This window comes from Streptomyces sp. NBC_01017 (assembly GCF_045162795.1).
Classification (GTDB): Bacteria; Actinomycetota; Actinomycetes; order Streptomycetales; family Streptomycetaceae; genus Streptomyces; species Streptomyces machairae.
The window spans coordinates 7,618,307-7,635,686 of record NZ_CP108683.1; the positions used below are offsets into that span (position 1 = coordinate 7,618,307).

General features: G+C 70.3%; 12 protein-coding genes. 5 read left to right on the plus strand and 7 right to left on the minus strand.

Going from position 1 to position 17,380, the window contains the following annotated elements:
* Positions 1-93: 93 nt before the first annotated feature.
* Positions 94-1,416, plus strand: a complete 1,323-nt coding sequence (locus OG331_RS35005; RefSeq protein ID WP_406210487.1) for an alpha-amylase family protein — start codon at positions 94-96, stop codon at positions 1,414-1,416.
* A gap of 30 nt (positions 1,417-1,446) precedes the next feature.
* Here the strand turns inward: OG331_RS35005 and OG331_RS35010 are convergent, their stop codons facing one another.
* Positions 1,447-1,770, minus strand: a complete 324-nt coding sequence (locus OG331_RS35010) for a hypothetical protein (RefSeq protein ID WP_406203749.1) — start codon at positions 1,768-1,770, stop codon at positions 1,447-1,449.
* A 234-nt stretch (positions 1,771-2,004) separates the two neighbouring features.
* Here OG331_RS35010 and pulA point away from each other — a divergent pair, with 234 nt between their 5' ends.
* The 3 genes from pulA to OG331_RS35025 all read left to right on the plus strand — a co-directional run bounded on the left by pulA (position 2,005) and on the right by OG331_RS35025 (position 9,768).
* On the plus strand, positions 2,005-7,413 hold the full coding sequence (pulA, locus tag OG331_RS35015) for a pullulanase-type alpha-1,6-glucosidase (protein WP_406203752.1): 5,409 nt from the start codon (positions 2,005-2,007) through the stop codon (positions 7,411-7,413).
* Between the two features lie 74 nt (positions 7,414-7,487).
* Positions 7,488-9,383: a SpoIIE family protein phosphatase gene (locus tag OG331_RS35020; protein WP_406203755.1), complete on the plus strand. Its 1,896-nt coding sequence runs from the start codon at positions 7,488-7,490 to the stop codon at positions 9,381-9,383.
* Positions 9,384-9,411: 28 nt separating this feature from the next.
* Complete coding sequence (locus OG331_RS35025; RefSeq protein WP_406203758.1) at positions 9,412-9,768, plus strand: 5-carboxymethyl-2-hydroxymuconate Delta-isomerase; 357 nt, start codon at positions 9,412-9,414, stop codon at positions 9,766-9,768.
* Positions 9,769-9,798: 30 nt separating this feature from the next.
* Here the strand turns inward: OG331_RS35025 and OG331_RS35030 are convergent, their stop codons facing one another.
* The 5 genes from OG331_RS35030 to OG331_RS35050 form a co-directional block, all read right to left on the minus strand.
* Positions 9,799-10,488 carry a TetR/AcrR family transcriptional regulator gene (locus OG331_RS35030; RefSeq protein ID WP_328882104.1) on the minus strand — a complete coding sequence of 230 codons (690 nt, stop codon included), beginning with the start codon at positions 10,486-10,488 and terminating at the stop codon, positions 9,799-9,801.
* A 56-nt stretch (positions 10,489-10,544) separates the two neighbouring features.
* Positions 10,545-11,570: a PDR/VanB family oxidoreductase gene (locus tag OG331_RS35035; protein ID WP_406203761.1), complete on the minus strand. Its 1,026-nt coding sequence runs from the start codon at positions 11,568-11,570 to the stop codon at positions 10,545-10,547.
* Complete coding sequence (locus OG331_RS35040) at positions 11,570-12,466, minus strand: metal-dependent hydrolase (protein WP_406203764.1); 897 nt, start codon at positions 12,464-12,466, stop codon at positions 11,570-11,572. Before OG331_RS35040 ends, OG331_RS35035 begins: the two co-directional genes overlap by 1 nt.
* A gap of 105 nt (positions 12,467-12,571) precedes the next feature.
* Positions 12,572-14,497: a hypothetical protein gene (locus OG331_RS35045; protein WP_406203767.1), complete on the minus strand. Its 1,926-nt coding sequence runs from the start codon at positions 14,495-14,497 to the stop codon at positions 12,572-12,574.
* An 82-nt stretch (positions 14,498-14,579) separates the two neighbouring features.
* Complete coding sequence (locus tag OG331_RS35050; RefSeq protein WP_406203770.1) at positions 14,580-15,131, minus strand: tetratricopeptide repeat protein; 552 nt, start codon at positions 15,129-15,131, stop codon at positions 14,580-14,582.
* 70 nt (positions 15,132-15,201) lie between these two features.
* On the opposite strand from OG331_RS35050, the gene OG331_RS35055 reads away from it, so the two are divergent.
* A complete protein-coding gene (locus OG331_RS35055) occupies positions 15,202-15,633 on the plus strand; it encodes a hypothetical protein (RefSeq protein WP_406203773.1) in 432 nt (143 codons plus the stop codon).
* A 74-nt stretch (positions 15,634-15,707) separates the two neighbouring features.
* Here OG331_RS35055 and OG331_RS35060 read toward each other — a convergent pair whose 3' ends face one another.
* Positions 15,708-17,285, minus strand: a complete 1,578-nt coding sequence (locus OG331_RS35060; RefSeq protein ID WP_406203776.1) for a DUF1996 domain-containing protein — start codon at positions 17,283-17,285, stop codon at positions 15,708-15,710.
* Positions 17,286-17,380: the final 95 nt, after the last annotated feature.

Genomic DNA, 17,380 nt, shown 5'->3' on the forward strand with positions numbered 1-17,380 from the left:
AAAGACGCCTGGCCGTCATCGCAAGGAGTTACGCCTGTGATATCGAGATGGTCCGTCACCGCGACCGTGCTCGCCGCCACTTCGGCGGCCCTGATGGCCCCCGCGACCCCCGCGTCCGCCTCCCCGCCCGGCACCAAGGACGTCACCGCGGTGATGTTCGAGTGGAACTTCGCCTCGGTCGCCAAGGAGTGCACCAACACCCTCGGCCCCGCCGGCTACGGCTACGTCCAGGTCTCCCCGCCCGCCGAGCACATCCAGGGCTCGCAGTGGTGGACGTCGTACCAGCCCGTCAGCTACAGGATCGCCGGCCGGCTCGGGGACCGGACAGCCTTCCAGAACATGGTGAACACCTGCCACGCGGCGGGGGTGAAGGTCGTCGCCGACACCGTCATCAACCACATGTCCGCGGGCAGCGGCACCGGCACCGGCGGTTCGTCGTACACGAAGTACAACTACCCCGGTCTGTACTCCTCCTTCGACTTCGACGACTGCACCGCGCAGATCACCAACTACGCGGACCGTACGAACGTCCAGAACTGCGAACTCGTCGGGCTCGCCGACCTCGACACCGGCGAGTCCTATGTCCGCGGCGCCATCGCCGGGTACATGAACGACCTGCTCTCCCTCGGCGTCGACGGCTTCCGCATCGACGCGGCCAAGCACATCCCGGCCGCCGACCTCGCCAACATCAAGTCGCGCCTCAGCAACCCGTCGGTGTACTGGAAGCAGGAGGTCATCCACGGCAGCGGCGAGGCCGTCCAGCCCACCGAGTACACGGGCAACGGCGACGTCCAGGAGTTCCGCTACGCCTACGACCTCAAGCGCGTCTTCAACAACGAGAACCTCGCCTACCTGAAGAACTACGGCGAGGGCTGGGGCTATATGAGCAGCGGTGTCTCCGGTGTCTTCGTCGACAACCACGACACCGAGCGCAACGGCTCCACGCTCAACTACAAGGACGGCGCCAACTACACGCTGGCCAGTGTCTTCATGCTGGCCCACCCGTACGGCGCCCCCGACATCAACTCCGGCTACGAGTTCTCCGACAACGACGCGGGCCCGCCCAACGGCGGAACGGTCAACGCCTGTTGGCAGGACGGCTGGAAGTGCCAGCACGCCTGGCCGGAGATCAAGTCGATGGTCGCCTTCCGCAACGCCACACGCGGTGAGTCGGTGACCAACTGGTGGGACAACGGCGGCGACGCCATCGCCTTCGGGCGGGGCGGCAAGGGCTACGTCGCCATCAATCACGAGTCCAGCAGCCTGACCCGCACCTACCAGACGTCCCTCGCGGCGGGCACGTACTGCAACGTGCAGAACAACACGAGCGTGACGGTGAACTCCAGCGGGCAGTTCACGGCCACCCTCGGCTCCAACACCGCCCTGGCGCTCTACGCCGGCAGGACGAACTGCTGAGCCGGCACGCCCTGCGCACGGCCACCTCTGTCATGCCTGCACAGGCCGGCGCAGGGGTGGCCGTCCGAGTATCTCGATGTACATGATCCGGCCGTATACGACGTCGAGTATCAGATCGCCTGACGAGGGCAACAGCGGTACGCACCGACGGCCCGGGCCGTACGGCTGTCCGCCTGGATGATCCGACGTCCGGATGCTCTGGCAGAAGTCGTCCCCGCAGCCGCACTCGCCGATCATGCGGACGTCCCACACGCATATGGCCAGCTCGCGTTCGCCCTCCTTCTCCAGGAGGTGGACCAGCTCGTCGACGAGTTCCGGGAAGACCTCGCGAACGAGGGGCGATTCCTGCTCCATGCGGGGACGGTAGGCAGGAGCTGCCGCGCGTGGCGACCGATTATGCGCGATCCGCGCCGACAGCGACCAGACCCCCACCGTCCTCGGGCCGCCGACCACGGACCAACTCGCCCTGCTGAGCACCCAGGTGAAAGTTTTTACCGATGCTTTCAAGCCTCTTGCTGTAAGCCTTACGGCGGCGATACGGTCGCGCGGGGTCGGACCCACTGAGCCGTAATCGCAAGGAGCCCATCTGTGATAGCGAGATGGCCGACGCCGTCGAGGCGCCGAACCACCCATGTCGGACGGGTCGCTGCGGTCGCCGTGACCGCGTTGGCCGCAGCACTCGTCCAGCCCCTCGCGGCGCGGGCCGACACCCCGCCGCCGCCCCCGTCCGACGCCAGGCTCGCGGCCGAGCCCGCCCGGCACGAGACCACCCGCGACCAGTTCTACTTCGTTCTGCCGGACCGGTTCGCCAACGGCGACGCGAGCAACGACAAGGGCGGCCTGACCGGTTCCCGCCTCGCAACCGGCTACGACCCCACCGACAAGGGCTTCTACCAGGGCGGCGACCTCAAGGGCCTGACCAAGCGCCTCGACTACATCAAGGGTCTCGGCACCACCGCCATCTGGATGGCGCCGATCTTCAAGAACCAGCCCGTACAGGGCACCGGCGCCAACGCCTCCGCCGCCTACCACGGCTACTGGATCACCGACTTCACCCAGGTCGACCCGCACTTCGGCACCAACAAAGACCTGGAGACCCTCATCTCCAAGGCCCACGCCAAGGGCATGAAGGTCTTCTTCGACGTCATCACCAACCACACGGCCGATGTCGTCGACTACGAGGAGAAGTCGTACGACTACCTCTCCAAGGGCGCCTTCCCGTATCTGACGAAGGACGGCAAGCCCTTCGACGACGCCGACTACGCGGACGGGAAGTCCGGGTTCCCGGCGGTCGGCACCGACTCCTTCCCGCGCACCCCGGCCGTCTCCGCCGCGAAGAAGAACGTCAAGGTCCCGTCGTGGCTCAACGACCCGACGATGTACCACAACCGCGGCGACTCCACCTTCGCCGGTGAGAGCTCCACCCACGGCGACTTCGGCGGCCTCGACGACCTGTGGACCGAGCGTCCCGAGGTGGTCAGCGGCATGGAGAGGATCTACCAGCGCTGGGTCAGGGACTTCGACATCGACGGCTTCCGGATCGACACCGTGAAGCACGTCAACATGGAGTTCTGGACCCAGTGGGCCACGGCGCTGGACTCCTACGCCGCCAAGCAGGGCCGCGACGACTTCTTCATGTTCGGCGAGGTGTACTCCGCCGACACGTCGGTCACGTCGCCGTACGTCACCGAGGGCCGCCTCGACGCCACGCTCGACTTCCCCTTCCAGGAAGCGGCCCGGCAGTACGCCTCCCAGGGCGGCACCGCGCAGAAGCTGGCGTCCGTCTTCGGCGACGACTACAAGTACACGACCGACAAGGCCAACGCGTACGAGCAGGTCACCTTCCTCGGCAACCACGACATGGGCCGCATCGGGTACTTCCTGAACCAGGACAACCCGAAGGCGACCGACGCCGAGCTGCTGAAGAAGGACGAGCTCGCCAACGAGCTGATGTTCCTCAGCCGCGGCAACCCGGTCGTCTACTACGGCGACGAGCAGGGCTTTACCGGAGCCGGCGGCGACAAGGACGCCCGCCAGACCCTGTTCGCCTCGAAGACCGCCGACTACCTCGACGACGACCAGCTCGGCACCGACCGCACGCATGCGAGCGACGCCTACGACACGAGCGCGCCGCTCTACCGGCAGATCGCCGAGCTCTCCGCACTCCGCAAGGCCAACCCCGCCCTCGCCGACGGCATCCAGACGGAGCGGTACGCGGCCGACGGCGCCGGGATCTACGCCTTCTCGCGCACCGCCGCCAAGTCGGGCACGGAGTACGTCGTCGCGTTCAACAACGCGGGCGAGGCGAAGACGGCGACCTTCGCGACCGGTTCGGCCGGCATGACGTTCAAGGGGATCCACGGGACGCGCGACTCGGTCAGGAGCGACGCCGGCAAGAAGGTCACCGTCACCGTCCCGGCCGGCTCGGCGATCGTCCTCAAGGCGACCGGCAGGCCCGCGAAGCCCGCCACCGCGCCGACCCTGACCCTGAAGGCCCCGGCAGCCGGCGCCACCGGCACGGTGGAGATCAGCGCGGACGTCGACGGCGGACAGCTGAACCGCGTCGTGTTCGCGGCCCAGGTCGGCAACGGCAAGTGGCGGACCCTCGGCTCCGCCGACCACGCCCCGTACAAGGTCACGCAGGCCATCGGCAAGGACGTACCCGCCGGAACGGCCCTGCGCTACAAGGCCGTCGTCATCGACTCGGCCGGCCGCACCGCCGGTGCCACGGCGGCCTCCACCACCGGCACCCCGCCCGCACCCGAGATCCCCAGCGCCGCCTCCCGCGACCACGCGGTCGTCCACTACAAGCGCACCGACGGCGACTACGCGAACTGGGGCCTGTACGCCTGGGGCGACCTCGCCGACGGCGAGTCCACGAACTGGCCGGACAGCCACCCCTTCATCGGCCGGGACGCGTACGGCGCCTTCGCCTACGTCAAGCTGAAGCCGGGCGCGACGGGCGTCGGCTTCCTCGTCATCGACAAGGACGGCAACAAGGACGTCTCCGCCGACCGCACGATCGACCTCACCAAGACGGGCGAGATCTGGATCGAGCAGGGCAAGGAAGCCGTCCGCACCGAGAAGCCCGCGGCCGACTATCCGGCGCCGGACAAGTCCAAGGCCGTCCTGCACTACAGCCGCGCCGACGGCAACTACGACGGCTGGGGCCTGCACACCTGGACGGGTGCCGCGAACCCCACCGAGTGGTCGAACCCCCTGAAGCCGGTCAAGACTGATGCCTATGGTGCGGTTTTCGAGGTACCGCTCACCGACGGTGCCACCAGCCTCAGCTACATCCTCCACAAGGGCGACGAGAAGGACCTGCCCACCGACCAGTCCCTCGACCTCACCGCGAACGGCCATGAGGTGTGGCTGTTGAGCGGCCAGGAGAAGTACCTGCTCCCGCAGCCCGCGGGCTCCGCGGCGGCGCTCGACCTGAGCACCTCCAAGGCGGTCTGGATCGACCGGAACACCGTCGCCTGGAAGGGCTCCGAGGGCGCGGCCTCCACTCAGCTGCTCTACAGCCGGGACGGCGGGATCGCGGTCAAGGATGGCACCCTGACCGGTGACGCCAAGTGGCTGCGCCTGTCCAAGAGCTCCCTCACCGACGCCCAGAAGGCGCAGTTCCCGCACCTCAAGGACTACCCCGCCTGGTCCGTCGACCCGCGCGACCGCGACCGGGTCCGCGAGGCCCTCGCCGGCCAGGTCGTCGCCTCGCAGCGGGCAGCGAACGGTGCCGTGCTCGCGGCGACCGGCGTCCAGATCGCCGGCGTGCTCGACGACCTGTACTCCGGCGCGTCGAAGGCCGACCTCGGGCCGACCTTCGACAAGGGCCGTCCGACGCTGTCCGTCTGGGCGCCCACGGCCCAGTCGGTCGAGCTGGAGATCGGCGACTCCACCGTCGCCATGAAGCGGAACGCCGGAACCGGCGTCTGGTCCGTCACCGGCCCGAAGTCCTGGAAGGGCAAGCCCTACCGGTACGTCGTCAAGGTCTGGGCGCCCAGTGTCCAGAAGGTCGTCACCAACAAGGTCACCGACCCCTACTCGGTCGCCCTGACCACCGACTCCGAGCGCAGCCTCGTCGTCGACCTGGACGACAGGGCCCTGGCGCCGGGCGGCTGGTCCTCGTACACCAAGCCCAAGGCCGTACCGCTGAAGGACGCGCAGATCCAGGAGCTGCACGTCCGGGACTTCTCCGTCGAGGACCGGACGGCGAAGAACCGGGGCACCTACCTCGCCTTCACGGACAAGGACAGCGACGGCTCCAAGCACCTGCGTGAGCTGGCGGAGGCGGGCACGTCGTACGTCCACCTGCTGCCGGCCTTCGACATCGCCACGATCCCCGAACGCCGCCAGGACCAGGCGACCGTCGGCTGCGACCTCGCCTCCTTCCCGGCCGACTCCGACAAGCAGCAGGAGTGCGTGTCGAAGATCGCCGCGAAGGACGCCTACAACTGGGGCTACGACCCGTACCACTACACGGTCCCCGAGGGCTCGTACGCCACCGACCCGGACGGCACCGGCCGCACGGTCGAGTTCCGCAGGATGGTCAAGGCGCTGAACGAGGACGGCCTGCGGGTCGTCATGGACGTCGTCTACAACCACACCGCGGCGAGCGGCCAGGCGGACACCTCCGTCCTCGACCGGATCGTCCCCGGCTACTACCAGCGCCTCCTCGCCGACGGCTCGGTCGCCAACAGCACCTGCTGCGCCAACACGGCCACCGAGAACACCATGATGGGCAAGCTGGTCGTCGACTCGATCGTCACCTGGGCCAAGGCGTACAAGGTCGACGGCTTCCGCTTCGACCTGATGGGCCACCACCCGAAGGCCAACATCCTGGCCGTGCGCAAGGCCCTCGACGCGCTGACCCTCGCCGAGGACGGCGTCGACGGCAAGAAGACCATCCTGTACGGCGAGGGCTGGAACTTCGGCGAGGTCGCCGACGACGCCCGCTTCACGCAGGCCACCCAGAAGAACATGGCCGGCACCGGCATCGCGACCTTCTCCGACCGGGCGCGGGACGCCGTACGCGGTGGCGGGCCCTTCGACGAGGACCCCGGCGTCCAGGGCTTTGCCTCCGGGCTGTTCACCGACCCCAACTCGTCGGAGAACAACGGCACTTCCGGGGAGCAGAAGGCCCGGCTGCTGCACTACCAGGACCTGATCAAGGTCGGCCTGTCCGGCAACCTCGCCCAGTACCGGTTCACCGACACCGCCGGCAAGGAGGTCACCGGCGCCGAGGTCGACTACAACGGCCAGCCCGCCGGGTACGCGGACGCCCCCGGCGACGCCCTCGCCTACGCGGACGCGCACGACAACGAGTCGCTGTTCGACGCGCTCGCGTTCAAGCTGCCGAAGGACACGTCGGCCGCCGACCGGGCCCGCATGCAGGTCCTCGCCATGGCCACGGCCACCCTGTCGCAGGGACCGGCCCTCTCCCAGGCGGGCACCGACCTGCTGCGCTCCAAGTCGCTGGACCGCAACTCCTACGACAGCGGCGACTGGTTCAACGCCATCCACTGGAACTGCGCCGACGGCAACGGCTTCGGGCGGGGGCTGCCGCCGGCGGCCGACAACCAGTCCAAGTGGCCTTATGCCAAGCCCCTGTTGAGTACCGTGAGGGTGGGGTGCGAGCAGATCGACGGGGCCTCGGCGGCGTACCGGGACCTGCTGAGCATCCGTTCGACGGAGAGTGCCTTCTCCCTCGGCACGGCCGGTCAGGTGCAGTCGAAGCTGTCCTTCCCGCTGTCCGGGAAGGACGAGACGCCCGGCGTGATCACCATGCGGCTCGGTGACCTCGTCGTCGTCTTCAACGCGACGCCCGAGCAGCAGGAGCAGCGGATCGCCTCGCTGGCCGGTGAGGGCTATCGACTGCATTCGGTGCAGGCCTCGGGCGCGGACCCTATCGTCAAGTCCTCGTCCTACGAGCGGGAATCCGGCACGTTCGCCGTTCCGGGTCGTACTGTCGCCGTCTTCTCACGGGCCCTTTGACAGCGCACTAGGTTGAGTGGGGCGGACCCGGTCACGGGCCCGCCCCACGCGTGCGTATCCAAGGGCTCCCGACGATGGACGGTTTCGGCAAGCAGTCGGGCACGACCGTGATGGTCGTCGACGACGTCTCGACCAACCGCTTCGCCATGGGTGCCGTGCTGCGCCGCGCGGGCCACGACGTCGTACCGGTCGCGAGCGCGGGGGAGGCGCTGAGCGAACTCGACATACGGCTTCGCGCGGGCGCCCTGCCCGACGTGGCGCTCGTCGACGTGGGGCTGCCGGACATGAGCGGCTTCGAACTGTGCCGCCTGGTCAAGGCCCGGCCGTCCATGGCCGTGCTGCCCGTCGTCCACTTCTCCGCCATGGCCGTGGACCCGGGGGACCGGTGCCGGGGGCTCGACGCGGGCGCCGACGCCTACCTGACCGTGCCCGCCGAGCCGAGCGAGATCGAGGCCGTCGTACGGGCCGCCGTGCGCGGGGCGCGTCGGCGCAGCGCGGCCGAGGTGCTCGCGCACCGGCTGACGCTGCTGTCGGAGGCGATCGTCACCGTGCAGACCGCGCGCTGCCTGGGGGAGCTGGCCGACGCCGCCGCCGCGGGCACGGCCCGGCTCACCGGTACGCCCGCCGTCGTCTTCGTCATCGGCCCGGGCGGCGAGCCGCACTGGGGCAGTTCCCTGCGCCTGCCCCGCGGCGACGGTTTCGCCCGTCCGGCGGGCACCCCCACCGCACTGCCCGACACCGCCCCGCAGGTCGCGGCGGCCCGCCTGATCACCCGGATCGCGGAGGGCCGGACCGGGAGGACCGGGGTGCACAGCACGACCGTGCCCGCCTCGCTCTGGCCCGCCGGCTTCTTCCGGCCCGGCGTCCGGGAGGACGCCCGCCTGGTCCTGGCGTTCACCGAGGAGGGCCGCACGTCGGTGTGCGTCGCCATGCCGGTACCGCCGGCCCCCGCACCGGTCCCGGCCCCACCGTCGGCCCGGCGCCCGCACGCCGGGGTGCTCGCCGAGCCGGTTTTGGTGTACGTCCCCTTCGCGCTCCATCGCCCGCAGCCCGGACTGCCGGCCGAGCCGATGCCCGCGTACGACCCGCTCGCGCCCGGGCGCCCGCACGACGGGGTACCCGCCGTACCGCTGCCGGCGTCCGACCCGCTTGCGGCCCGGCGCCCGCCGACCACGCCGGTCCCCGCCCCGGACCCCGCCGCCGACGACCTCCTCGCCCGGCTCGCCCAGGCCACCGCGCTCGCCGCCGAGCCGCTGCTGATGTACCAGGCGGAGCGGCAGATCGCGCTCACCCTGCAGCACAGCTTCCTGCCCCAGCCGTACCGGCTGCCCGCGCTGCCCGGCGTGAAGGTCGTCGTCCGGTACGTCCCCGCGTCCCGGCAGGCCGAGATCGGCGGGGACTTCTACGCCGCCCTGCGCACCCGGGAAGGGGTGCTCACCGCGGTCGGGGACGTCGTCGGGCACTCGCTCGACGCCGCCACCGTCATGGTCGAGATCCGGCACGCGCTGCGCGCCTACTGCGTCGAGGAGAGCGACCCGGGCACGCTCGCCGAACGGCTCGACCGGATGCTCGTGCACTACCACCCCGACGTCACGGCCACGGTCTGCCTGGCCCTGGTCGACCCCGGCACCGGACGCGGCCGTATCGCCAACGCGGGACACATCCCGCCGCTGGTCGTGCGGGACGGAGGCGACGCCGACTACGTCCCCGTGGACGGTCCGCTGCTCGGCCTCGGCCTTCGGCGGCCGGAGCCCACCGAGCTGGTGCTGACCGCGGCGGACCGGCTGCTCATGGTCACCGACGGCCTGGTCGAGAGCCGCGGCACCGACCTCGACGTCTCCCTGAAGCAGCTCCGCACGGCCGCCGCCGACGCCCCGCCCGGCGTGGACGCGCTCTGCGACACCCTGCTGGACCACTTCGGACGGGACCAGGAGGACGACATCGCGATGCTGGCACTGCGGTTAGGGTGAGCGCTGCCGACCCAGAACAGGAGTGCTCATGCCGCAGATCACCGTCGACTACTCGGAACAGCTGGCGGACGACTTCGACCGGCCCGGCTTCGCCCGGGGGCTGCACGCGGCCGTGGTCGAGATCGCGGCCGCGAAGCCGCCCGCGTGCAAGACGCAGTTCCGCAGGACCGAGAACACCACCGTCGGCGACGACACCGACGGACACGGCGTCGTGCATGTCACCATCGGCCTGCTGGCCGGTCGTACGGACGAGACGAAGGCCCGACTCACCGAGACGGTCCTGGAGTTGGTGCGGCAGCACCTGAAGCCGGCCGACGGGCTCGCGCTGCACGTGTCCGCGGAGGTGCGCGACCTCGACCCCTCCTACCGCAAGTTCGAGAGCTGAGCCGTCGCTCGGGATCGGCTCGGGATCCGCTCAGGACGCCAGCGCGATGAGCCGGGTCACCAGGTCGCCGAACGGCCCGTCGCCCGGCTCGTCCTTGAGCATGCGGCGCAGCAGCCCGCTCATCTCCTCGTCGTGCGCCGCGCTCACCGCCGCGAGCGCGGCGAAGTCGTGCACGAGCTGGACCTCCAGCTCGCCGCGCGGGATGCGGCGGCCGTCCAGCCAGATCAGCGCCGTCGACTCGGCGAGCGAGATCCAGGAACGGATGACCAGCTCCAGGCGCGCGGGCGGATCCTCCACCCGCAGATGCGAAAGGATTTGGACATACGCGGCCTGCCGCACGGAGTCGATGAGCGCGTTCGTCGCCGTCGAGCCGACGGCAGGACCGCCCCGCATCAGCGCCGAGAAACCGGGTCCGTGCTCGTCGACGAAGTCGAAGAACCGGCGCATCACCCGCAGCAGCCGGGCCCCCAGCGGCCCGTCCGGCGGCTCGACGAAACGGCCCGCCAGTTCGTCCGAGGCACGCTTCAACGCGGCCTCGTACAAGCTGAGTTTGCCGGGGAAGTAGTGATAGACCAGCGGGCGCGAGATGCCCGCGGCCGACGCTATCTCGTCGATGGAGACGTCGTCGGGCGAGCGCTGGCTGAACAGTTCGAGGGCGACGCCGATCAACTGCTGCCGTCGCTCCTCGACTCCCATTCTTCGGCGTACCCCGGTAGTCATGCGAACACCTTACCGATCGAATCAGGCCCCGAACGGACCGGACCGATCGCCGGCGTTCACAGATCCAGTACGAGCCGGTCACCTCGGGCCCGCGACACACAGATCAGCATGGAGTCGGACCGCTCCGCATCGGTCAGCAACTCGTCGCGGTGGTCCACCTCTCCCTCCAGTACCCGCTGTTGGCAGGTCCCGCAGAAGCCCTGTTCGCAGGAGTAGGCGGTGTCGGGCAGCTGCGCGCGAACGGCGGCCAGTACGGTCGAGTCGGCGGGCACGGTCAACGTCCGCCCGCTGCGCCGGAGTTCGACCTCGAAGGCGCCGCCCGCCGAGGAGCGGGGCGTGAACCGCTCCAGGTGGACGCCCGGGAACCGCTCCTCCACCGCGGCCATCAGCCCCTCCGGACCACAGCAGTGGACGGCGGCCCCGTCGGGCACGTCCGCGAGAAGCACGCCGAGATCCGGTGGCCCCTCGACGACGGTCACCCGATCCCCGCCGCCCAGCTTCTCGACCTCCTCCAGGAAAGGCATCGAGGCACGGTCCCGTCCGCAGTACAGCAGCCGCCACTCCACGCCGTCGGGCAGCGCCCGCAGCATCGGCAGGATCGGCGTGATCCCGATGCCGCCCGCCACGAACACATACGACGAGGCGGCCACCAGCGGGAACCGGTTCCGAGGCCCGCGCACCTCCAGCTCCATCCCCTCCCGCACCTGCTCGTGGACCTCGCGCGAGCCGCCCCGCCCGTCCGGGACCAGCCTGGTCGCCACCGTGTACGACGAGGTGTCCTCCGGGTCGCCGCACAGTGAGTACTGCCGCACCAGCCCCGACGGCAGCACGACGTCGAGATGCGCGCCGGGCTCCCAGCGCGGCAGGTGGTGGCCCTCCAGCCGTAGTTGTACGACCCCTTCGGCGACCTCTTCGTGCGAGGTCACCAGCAGGCGCAGTGCCCGTGACCGGGGCCGCCCGGAGGTCGGCTCGTCGAGGGCGGGCATCGGCCACAGCGGCGAGACCCGGATCCGGTGCCGCATCGCCCGGCGGGCGAGCAGGGCGGCACCGGCGACGACGGCGAGGGTGCGGAGCTTCGGCATCAGGCGGCACCCTTCGCGGACTTCTCGGCGGTCTCGGCGGCCAGCGCGGCGGGGGAGGAGGCCAGATAGGCGACGGCCTGCTCGGTGGAGCCCTCCTGCGAGGGGTGGTAGGTCCGGCTCAGATAGCGGGGGATGGACCTGAGCATGTCCCCGGTCGAGGGGAGCGTGCCCCGCCTGCCCCGGACGTAGAAGTCCTTGAAGCTCGCCCGGCCGTCCATCAGCGTCGGGTCGTTCTCCATGAAGAAGCGCGACCCGCGCTGCCACAGGAAGATCAGAGCGGTGAACGCCGTCGCCCAGGTCCGCACCCGCCGTCGGTAGCCCCCGTCGACGTGCATGAACAGGTCGAACGCGACCGACCGGTGCTCGACCTCCTCGGCACCGTGCCAGCGCAGCAGGTCCAGCATGGTCGGGTCGGCGCCCCGCCGGTCCAGCTCCTCGGCGTTGAGCACCCAGTCGCCGAGGAAGGCGGTGTAGTGCTCGATGGCCGCGATGAGCGCCACCCGCTCCATCAGCCACCAGCGGCGCGCGCGGCCCGGCGGCAGCGTGCGGTCGCCGAGCAGCTTCTCGAAGAACCAGTCGACCTGCGCGGTGTACGGCGTCGGGTCGAGCCCCTGCTCCCGCAGGTGCGGCAGCACCTCGTCATGGGCCTGCGAGTGCATGGCCTCCTGCCCGATGAACCCGATGACGTCCTCGCGGAGCTGCTCGTCCCGGATGTACGGCAGCACCTGCTTGTAGACGTGCACGAACCACCGCTCACCGGCAGGTAGGAGCAGATGCAGCACGTTGATGGTGTGCGTGGTGAACGGATCGCCGGGCACCCAGTGCAGCGGGGTGGCGTCCCAGGAGAAGGACACCTTGCGGGCCTTGAGGGGTATCCGGTCCTGCGTGTTAGACATGGCGTCAATGTACTGACGGGTAGGGCCGTGGTGAACCCTTGTGCACGGCCTTATTTACATGTCTGTCAGCAAGGCGGGTCTCATTGGGGTCGTCTCACTGGGATCTCACTGAAGCCCGTTGATCGAGCGCCCGCTCGCCAGCGTGCCCTTCAGCTCGGCCTGCGCACCCTGCTTGGTCCGCACGGCCAGTTGGCTGCCCTCGGCGCTGCCGCGAACCCCGCCGGTGGCCCGGATCGACTCGGTGTCCCGGGTGCCCGCCGCCAGCAGATACCAGCCGCCCGCCTGCGCCTTCCACAGCACACCGGCCAGCACGTGGGGATCGCGCTGCCCGCACGCCGGCACGTTCTGGGCCTTCGCCACCACCGCGGCCTGCGGCGTGCCCGGCGTCCGGAACTGGGCCAGCACCCGCTCCCCGCCGCCCCGCCAGGTCTCGGCACGCGTGCACACCCAGTCCGCGGTGCCGGTCCCGTCGGGAAGCGTCTGCTGGGCGTACGACCAGGCGTTGACCGTCCGTACGCCCGCGGAGCGCAGGGCGCCCAGCCAGCAGGAGTACGGCGCCCAGGTGTGCAGGGCCTGCGCGCCGGTCACGTCCCTGGTCTCCGCGGGGCGGCCGGTGGTGAGGCGGGCCGGGACCAGTTCGGCGAGGTCGGTCAGCAGCCGGGTGCCGGCGCTGTCGGTGACCTGCAGGGCGTTCCACGAGGAGCAAGCGCCGGTCTGCTGGGCGGTGGGGCTCGCCATCGGCGAGGTGACCCCCTCGGTCACGGTGAGGTCCATCGCTCCCGCGCCCGGCTTCAGCAGGTCCCGCTCGGCCGTGCGCTTCACCCAGGGCGCCATCAGATAGCGGACGTTGCCGTCGGCGCGGCTCAGCACCACCGCGCTCGCCTCCGCCCTGGTCGCGTTGTCGACGCGGGAGAAGTCCAGGGCGGCACCGGCCGTGCCGTCCGTCGGCTCGGCGTAGCGGGCGATGCGCAGACCGTCGTAGAGGATCACCACGCGCGCGGTGTCGATGGTCCCCGCGTACAGCAGTTGCGGCGCTCCGGCCGGGCCGCCCGACGGGGTGCCGGGCGTCGCCGAGACCGTGACCTTCTCGCCGGGACGGGCCCAGACGGCGAGGGCGCGGCGCAGCAGGGCCGAGTCGCCGGTGAGATCGCCGCGCGCGGGCCACACCGAGAAGTCGGTGCGGGCGGCCGACTGCCACGCCAGCGGCGGGACCTTCGTCAGCTGGGCCGGGTCGAGGGCGGCCTCGGCCGCCGGGTTCTGCGCGTACGAGGGCGCGGCGGGGCCGTCGGGGCCCCAGCCCTCGCCGGGCAGGCCGAGCAGGGCCCCGCAGACGAGGAGGGCGGCCCCGGCGGCGAGCGCGGCCTTCGTGTGCTGCCTGCGCCGCATCAGGTCGGTGGGCCGGGCCTGGAGGGAGCAGGGGTCGAACTCGGGGGAGTCGAGCAGCGCGGCCTGCGCCGGGACGGTGTCGGCCTCCTCCAGCGCGTCGTCCACGTCCTCGACGCCGGCCGCCGTCAGGACGTCGCGCACCTCGCCGTCCGCGAGCTTCTCCAGTCCGCGCAGCACATAGGCCGCCCGCGCCGGGCCGGACAGCGCCGACAGCTGCTGGTCCAGCGCGAGCTCGTCGGCGCCGCCCGACCGGGGGAAGAGACGCAGGCCCCAGATCTGGGGCAGCAGGGGCGGCAGCTGGGAGCGCTTGGGCCAGGCAAGGCGCCGCAGCGGCAGGCCCGCCTCCAGCGCCGTGCGCAGGACCCGGAGCCGCAGGAAGGCGTACCCGGGGTCGCTTTCGCGGCCCGTCGACTGGGCCGGGATCGCGGGCGTCGCCGCCGTCCGGCCGCGGGGAAGTGCGCGCTGGGTGAGGGAGTGCGCGGTCACCACGCGCCGGTTTCGGCCGAGGCTCGGCGGCAGCACCAGGTAGGCGAGCCGGACGAGCCGCGGATAGTGCTCGACGAGCGCGGCCTCCGCCCGCTCGACGTCGACGACCGGCTCGGCCGGGGCGGGTGCGGGGCGCGGGGCGACATCCTGTGACTGCACGTTCAGCAGAACGAGCGAATCGTCGGTTGGTCACCGCCGCGCGACACCGCCCCGCACGATGCCGGGGCGAGGCCGTGCCGGCTCAGTCGTCGGGCTCCAGCAGGGCGCGGGCGTAGTTCCCCATGGAGCGCTGGTAGCGCGGCAGATGGGGGGCGAGGGCGCCCAGTACGAGGGACAGGCCCTCGCGATCACGTCCGAGGCTCGACAGGCACAGCGCCAGCGTCGCTCGTACCGCGTCGTCCAGTTCGTCGGAGGGGGCGTCCAGCTCGGGCGTCAGCAGCTTGACGCCCTCCTCCGCCTGGCCGACGTTCCGGAGCGAGCTGGACATCTGGATCTTGGCACGCCGGCCCTTGTAGCCGCTCAGCCCGCCCGCGAGAGCCTCCCGGTACAGCGGCACCGCCTGGTCCGAATGACCCGTCGAGTCCCAGGCACACGCCTGCTCGAAGGGGCCCAGCGGGCTGTCGTCCGGCAGCTCGGCGACGAGGGCGTCGATGACGGCGCGGAAGTCGGCGGCCGCCTCCTCGGGGTAGCTGTCGAAGGTTGCCCATGCGGCGGTCACGCGATCTTCCCAGTCCTTGTCCACCGAGTCACACTCGCACACCCGTGCCCATGAGAGCCTCTGATTTGAGCGCATCGCACACCACAGCCGTATGGGAGACGAGGCCCCCCGTCGGGGCTCTGTGCGGCATGGACCGGAGGAACCGATGACATTGACCCGACCGATGCTCGCGCTGACCGGCGCGGTGGCGGTGCTCGCGCTGGCCGGCTGTGGCTCCGGCGGCGACAAGGAGGCCGAGGTGCCGAAGACGGCGACCGGCAGCCTGGAGCATCTGGCGGCCATGGCGAAGTGCGACCCGAACATGCAGACCGACGCGGACGAGATCCGCCAGGCCATCTGCAAGACCGGCAAGGAGAAGTACATCCTCGCCACCTTCGCCACGGACCGCGGCCAGGCCGAGTGGCTGAGCGGCGCGAAGGACTACGGCGGCTACTACCTCGTCGGCCGCAAGTGGGTCGCCGTGGGCCAGGAGAACACGGTCACGACGCTGCGGAGCAAGCTGGGCGGGACCATGGAGGAGGGTTCCGCGCACATGAACCCCGGTGGCAGTCACAACAAGGGCGGCCACCACAGCTGACCGCGCGGACCCGGACGGACGAAAGCCGGCGGTGGGAATTCCCACCGCCGGCTTTCGTTACCGGTTCAGGACCGCTACTGGCAGTTCTGGCCGCTGTTGATGCAGTCGACCATCTCGTTCATCGTGTTCTCGTCGAAGAAGTTGATGAAGTCGTTGTGGTCGGTGATCGCCTTGTGCAGCTGGTCCGGGAAGGAGTCCACCGCGAAGGCGTTCTGGACCTGTCCGTCCTGGATCTGCGGGGCCTGAACGTCGTAGACCAGGCGGACCTGGAGCTGGGGAATCGCCTGGAAACCGTTGGCGCAGGTGCCGTCGCCCTGGACGAACGACACGTGCGTGCGGTGGTTGGCGCTGTCGATGTTCTGACCGTCCCAGCAGCTCTGGAAGTTGGACGTCCGCACCACGGAGCTTCCCTCGGGGCAGATCGGGAGCTTGTCGTGCAGCTGGACCTGGTCCTCGAAGCCGGTGCAGCTCCAGTTGGCGTTGGCGTTGGCGTTGCCGTTGACGAAGGACTTGGCGTCACCGGTGATGATGCGCAGAGCCTCCGGCATCGCGACGACCTCGCTCGTCTTGTTGCCGACGAACTTCAGCTGCGCCTCGCTGGCCTCGACGATCGTGCCGACGTTGCCGTCCTGACCGCCACCCGGGGCATCCGCGTCGATGTCGTCCTGACCGTCCTGCACCCGCAGCACCGGCCAGAAGTACGACGACCGGTCACCCTGGTTCTCGCAGGTGGTGTCGCCGTTCGCCAGGTCCTGGTCGCTCGCGAAAGCGTTGTTGGCCTGGTTGCCGACGTAGTCGTGCTGGTGCTGCGCACCGTTGCTGACACCGGGAGCGACGATCACGTTGTCCGAGTTGCGGTTCTCGTTCTCGTTGGTGCCGCAGCTCGTGGTGAAGCTACCGGTCGAACCGCTGTCCCCGTTCGCGGGGAGGCCGTTCGCGCCGACGCCCAGCTGGGCGTTGGCCTGGACCTGCGTGATGTCGACGAAGTCGTCCGCCGACGGACCGTTGCCGGCCTGCCCGCCGTTGCCGCCCTGGTCCTGTCCGCCGCCGTCCTGGCCGCCCTGGTCCTGACCGTCGTTGTTCTGGTCCTGACCGTCCTGGTTCTGGTCCTGACCGTCGTTCTGGTCCTGACCGTCCTGGTTCTGGTCCCCGTCCTGCTGGCCGTCGTTGGTCTCAGGCTGCTCGACCGGGACGCCCTGGCACTGGGCGAGCTGGTCGAGGTTCCCAGGGCGCTGCCCGCCGGCCCGGTTGATGTTGATGCCGATCCGGTCGAGCGTGGCCACGCGCTTGGACTTCAGCGGGCTCAGAATGGCGTTGTTGACGTAGTTGGCGTCCCCCGCCTGGGCCTGCCGCGTCTCGGCGAGACGCTTGTAGGCATCCGTGACCTGCCTGTCCAGCAGCGCCAGCTCCTTGGCGACACCCCTGCGCGCGCTCCTCGGCACCTTCGTCAGCTGCTGGCCGACATCGGGGCAGTTGATCGTCGCGACCCGGGCATTCGCGGACTTCGTCTGGTTCCACCCAGAGTTGTCCTCGTGCGCCGAGGCATAGAAGTTGGCCCATACAAGCCCGCCCCCACCGAGCGCTAGGGCTGCCGATGCGGCAATGGCCTTGGTGGCCAGCGGCGTACGGCGTTTTCTTGTGTTGCGTCCCATGGAACTCCTCTGACTTCCTTTTTCGGGGGCATCGAGGGCGCCCGACAGGAGTGAAGCGGCTCCCTTTGATACGGAGGTCGTCCCAGGGGTGTTCA

Bases quoted from the DNA above. Each gene is read 5' to 3' on its own strand.
- OG331_RS35005 (WP_406210487.1), top strand. From the start codon at position 94: ATGGCCCCCGCGACCCCCGCGTCCGCCTCCCCGCCCGGCACCAAGGAC.
- OG331_RS35010 (WP_406203749.1), bottom strand. From the start codon at position 1,770: ATGGAGCAGGAATCGCCCCTCGTTCGCGAGGTCTTCCCGGAACTCGTC.
- OG331_RS35020 (WP_406203755.1), top strand. From the start codon at position 7,488: ATGGACGGTTTCGGCAAGCAGTCGGGCACGACCGTGATGGTCGTCGAC.
- OG331_RS35025 (WP_406203758.1), top strand. From the start codon at position 9,412: ATGCCGCAGATCACCGTCGACTACTCGGAACAGCTGGCGGACGACTTC.
- OG331_RS35030 (WP_328882104.1), bottom strand. From the start codon at position 10,488: ATGACTACCGGGGTACGCCGAAGAATGGGAGTCGAGGAGCGACGGCAG.
- OG331_RS35035 (WP_406203761.1), bottom strand. From the start codon at position 11,570: ATGCCGAAGCTCCGCACCCTCGCCGTCGTCGCCGGTGCCGCCCTGCTC.
- OG331_RS35040 (WP_406203764.1), bottom strand. From the start codon at position 12,466: ATGTCTAACACGCAGGACCGGATACCCCTCAAGGCCCGCAAGGTGTCC.
- OG331_RS35050 (WP_406203770.1), bottom strand. From the start codon at position 15,131: ATGCGCTCAAATCAGAGGCTCTCATGGGCACGGGTGTGCGAGTGTGAC.
- OG331_RS35055 (WP_406203773.1), top strand. From the start codon at position 15,202: ATGACATTGACCCGACCGATGCTCGCGCTGACCGGCGCGGTGGCGGTG.
- OG331_RS35060 (WP_406203776.1), bottom strand. From the start codon at position 17,285: ATGGGACGCAACACAAGAAAACGCCGTACGCCGCTGGCCACCAAGGCC.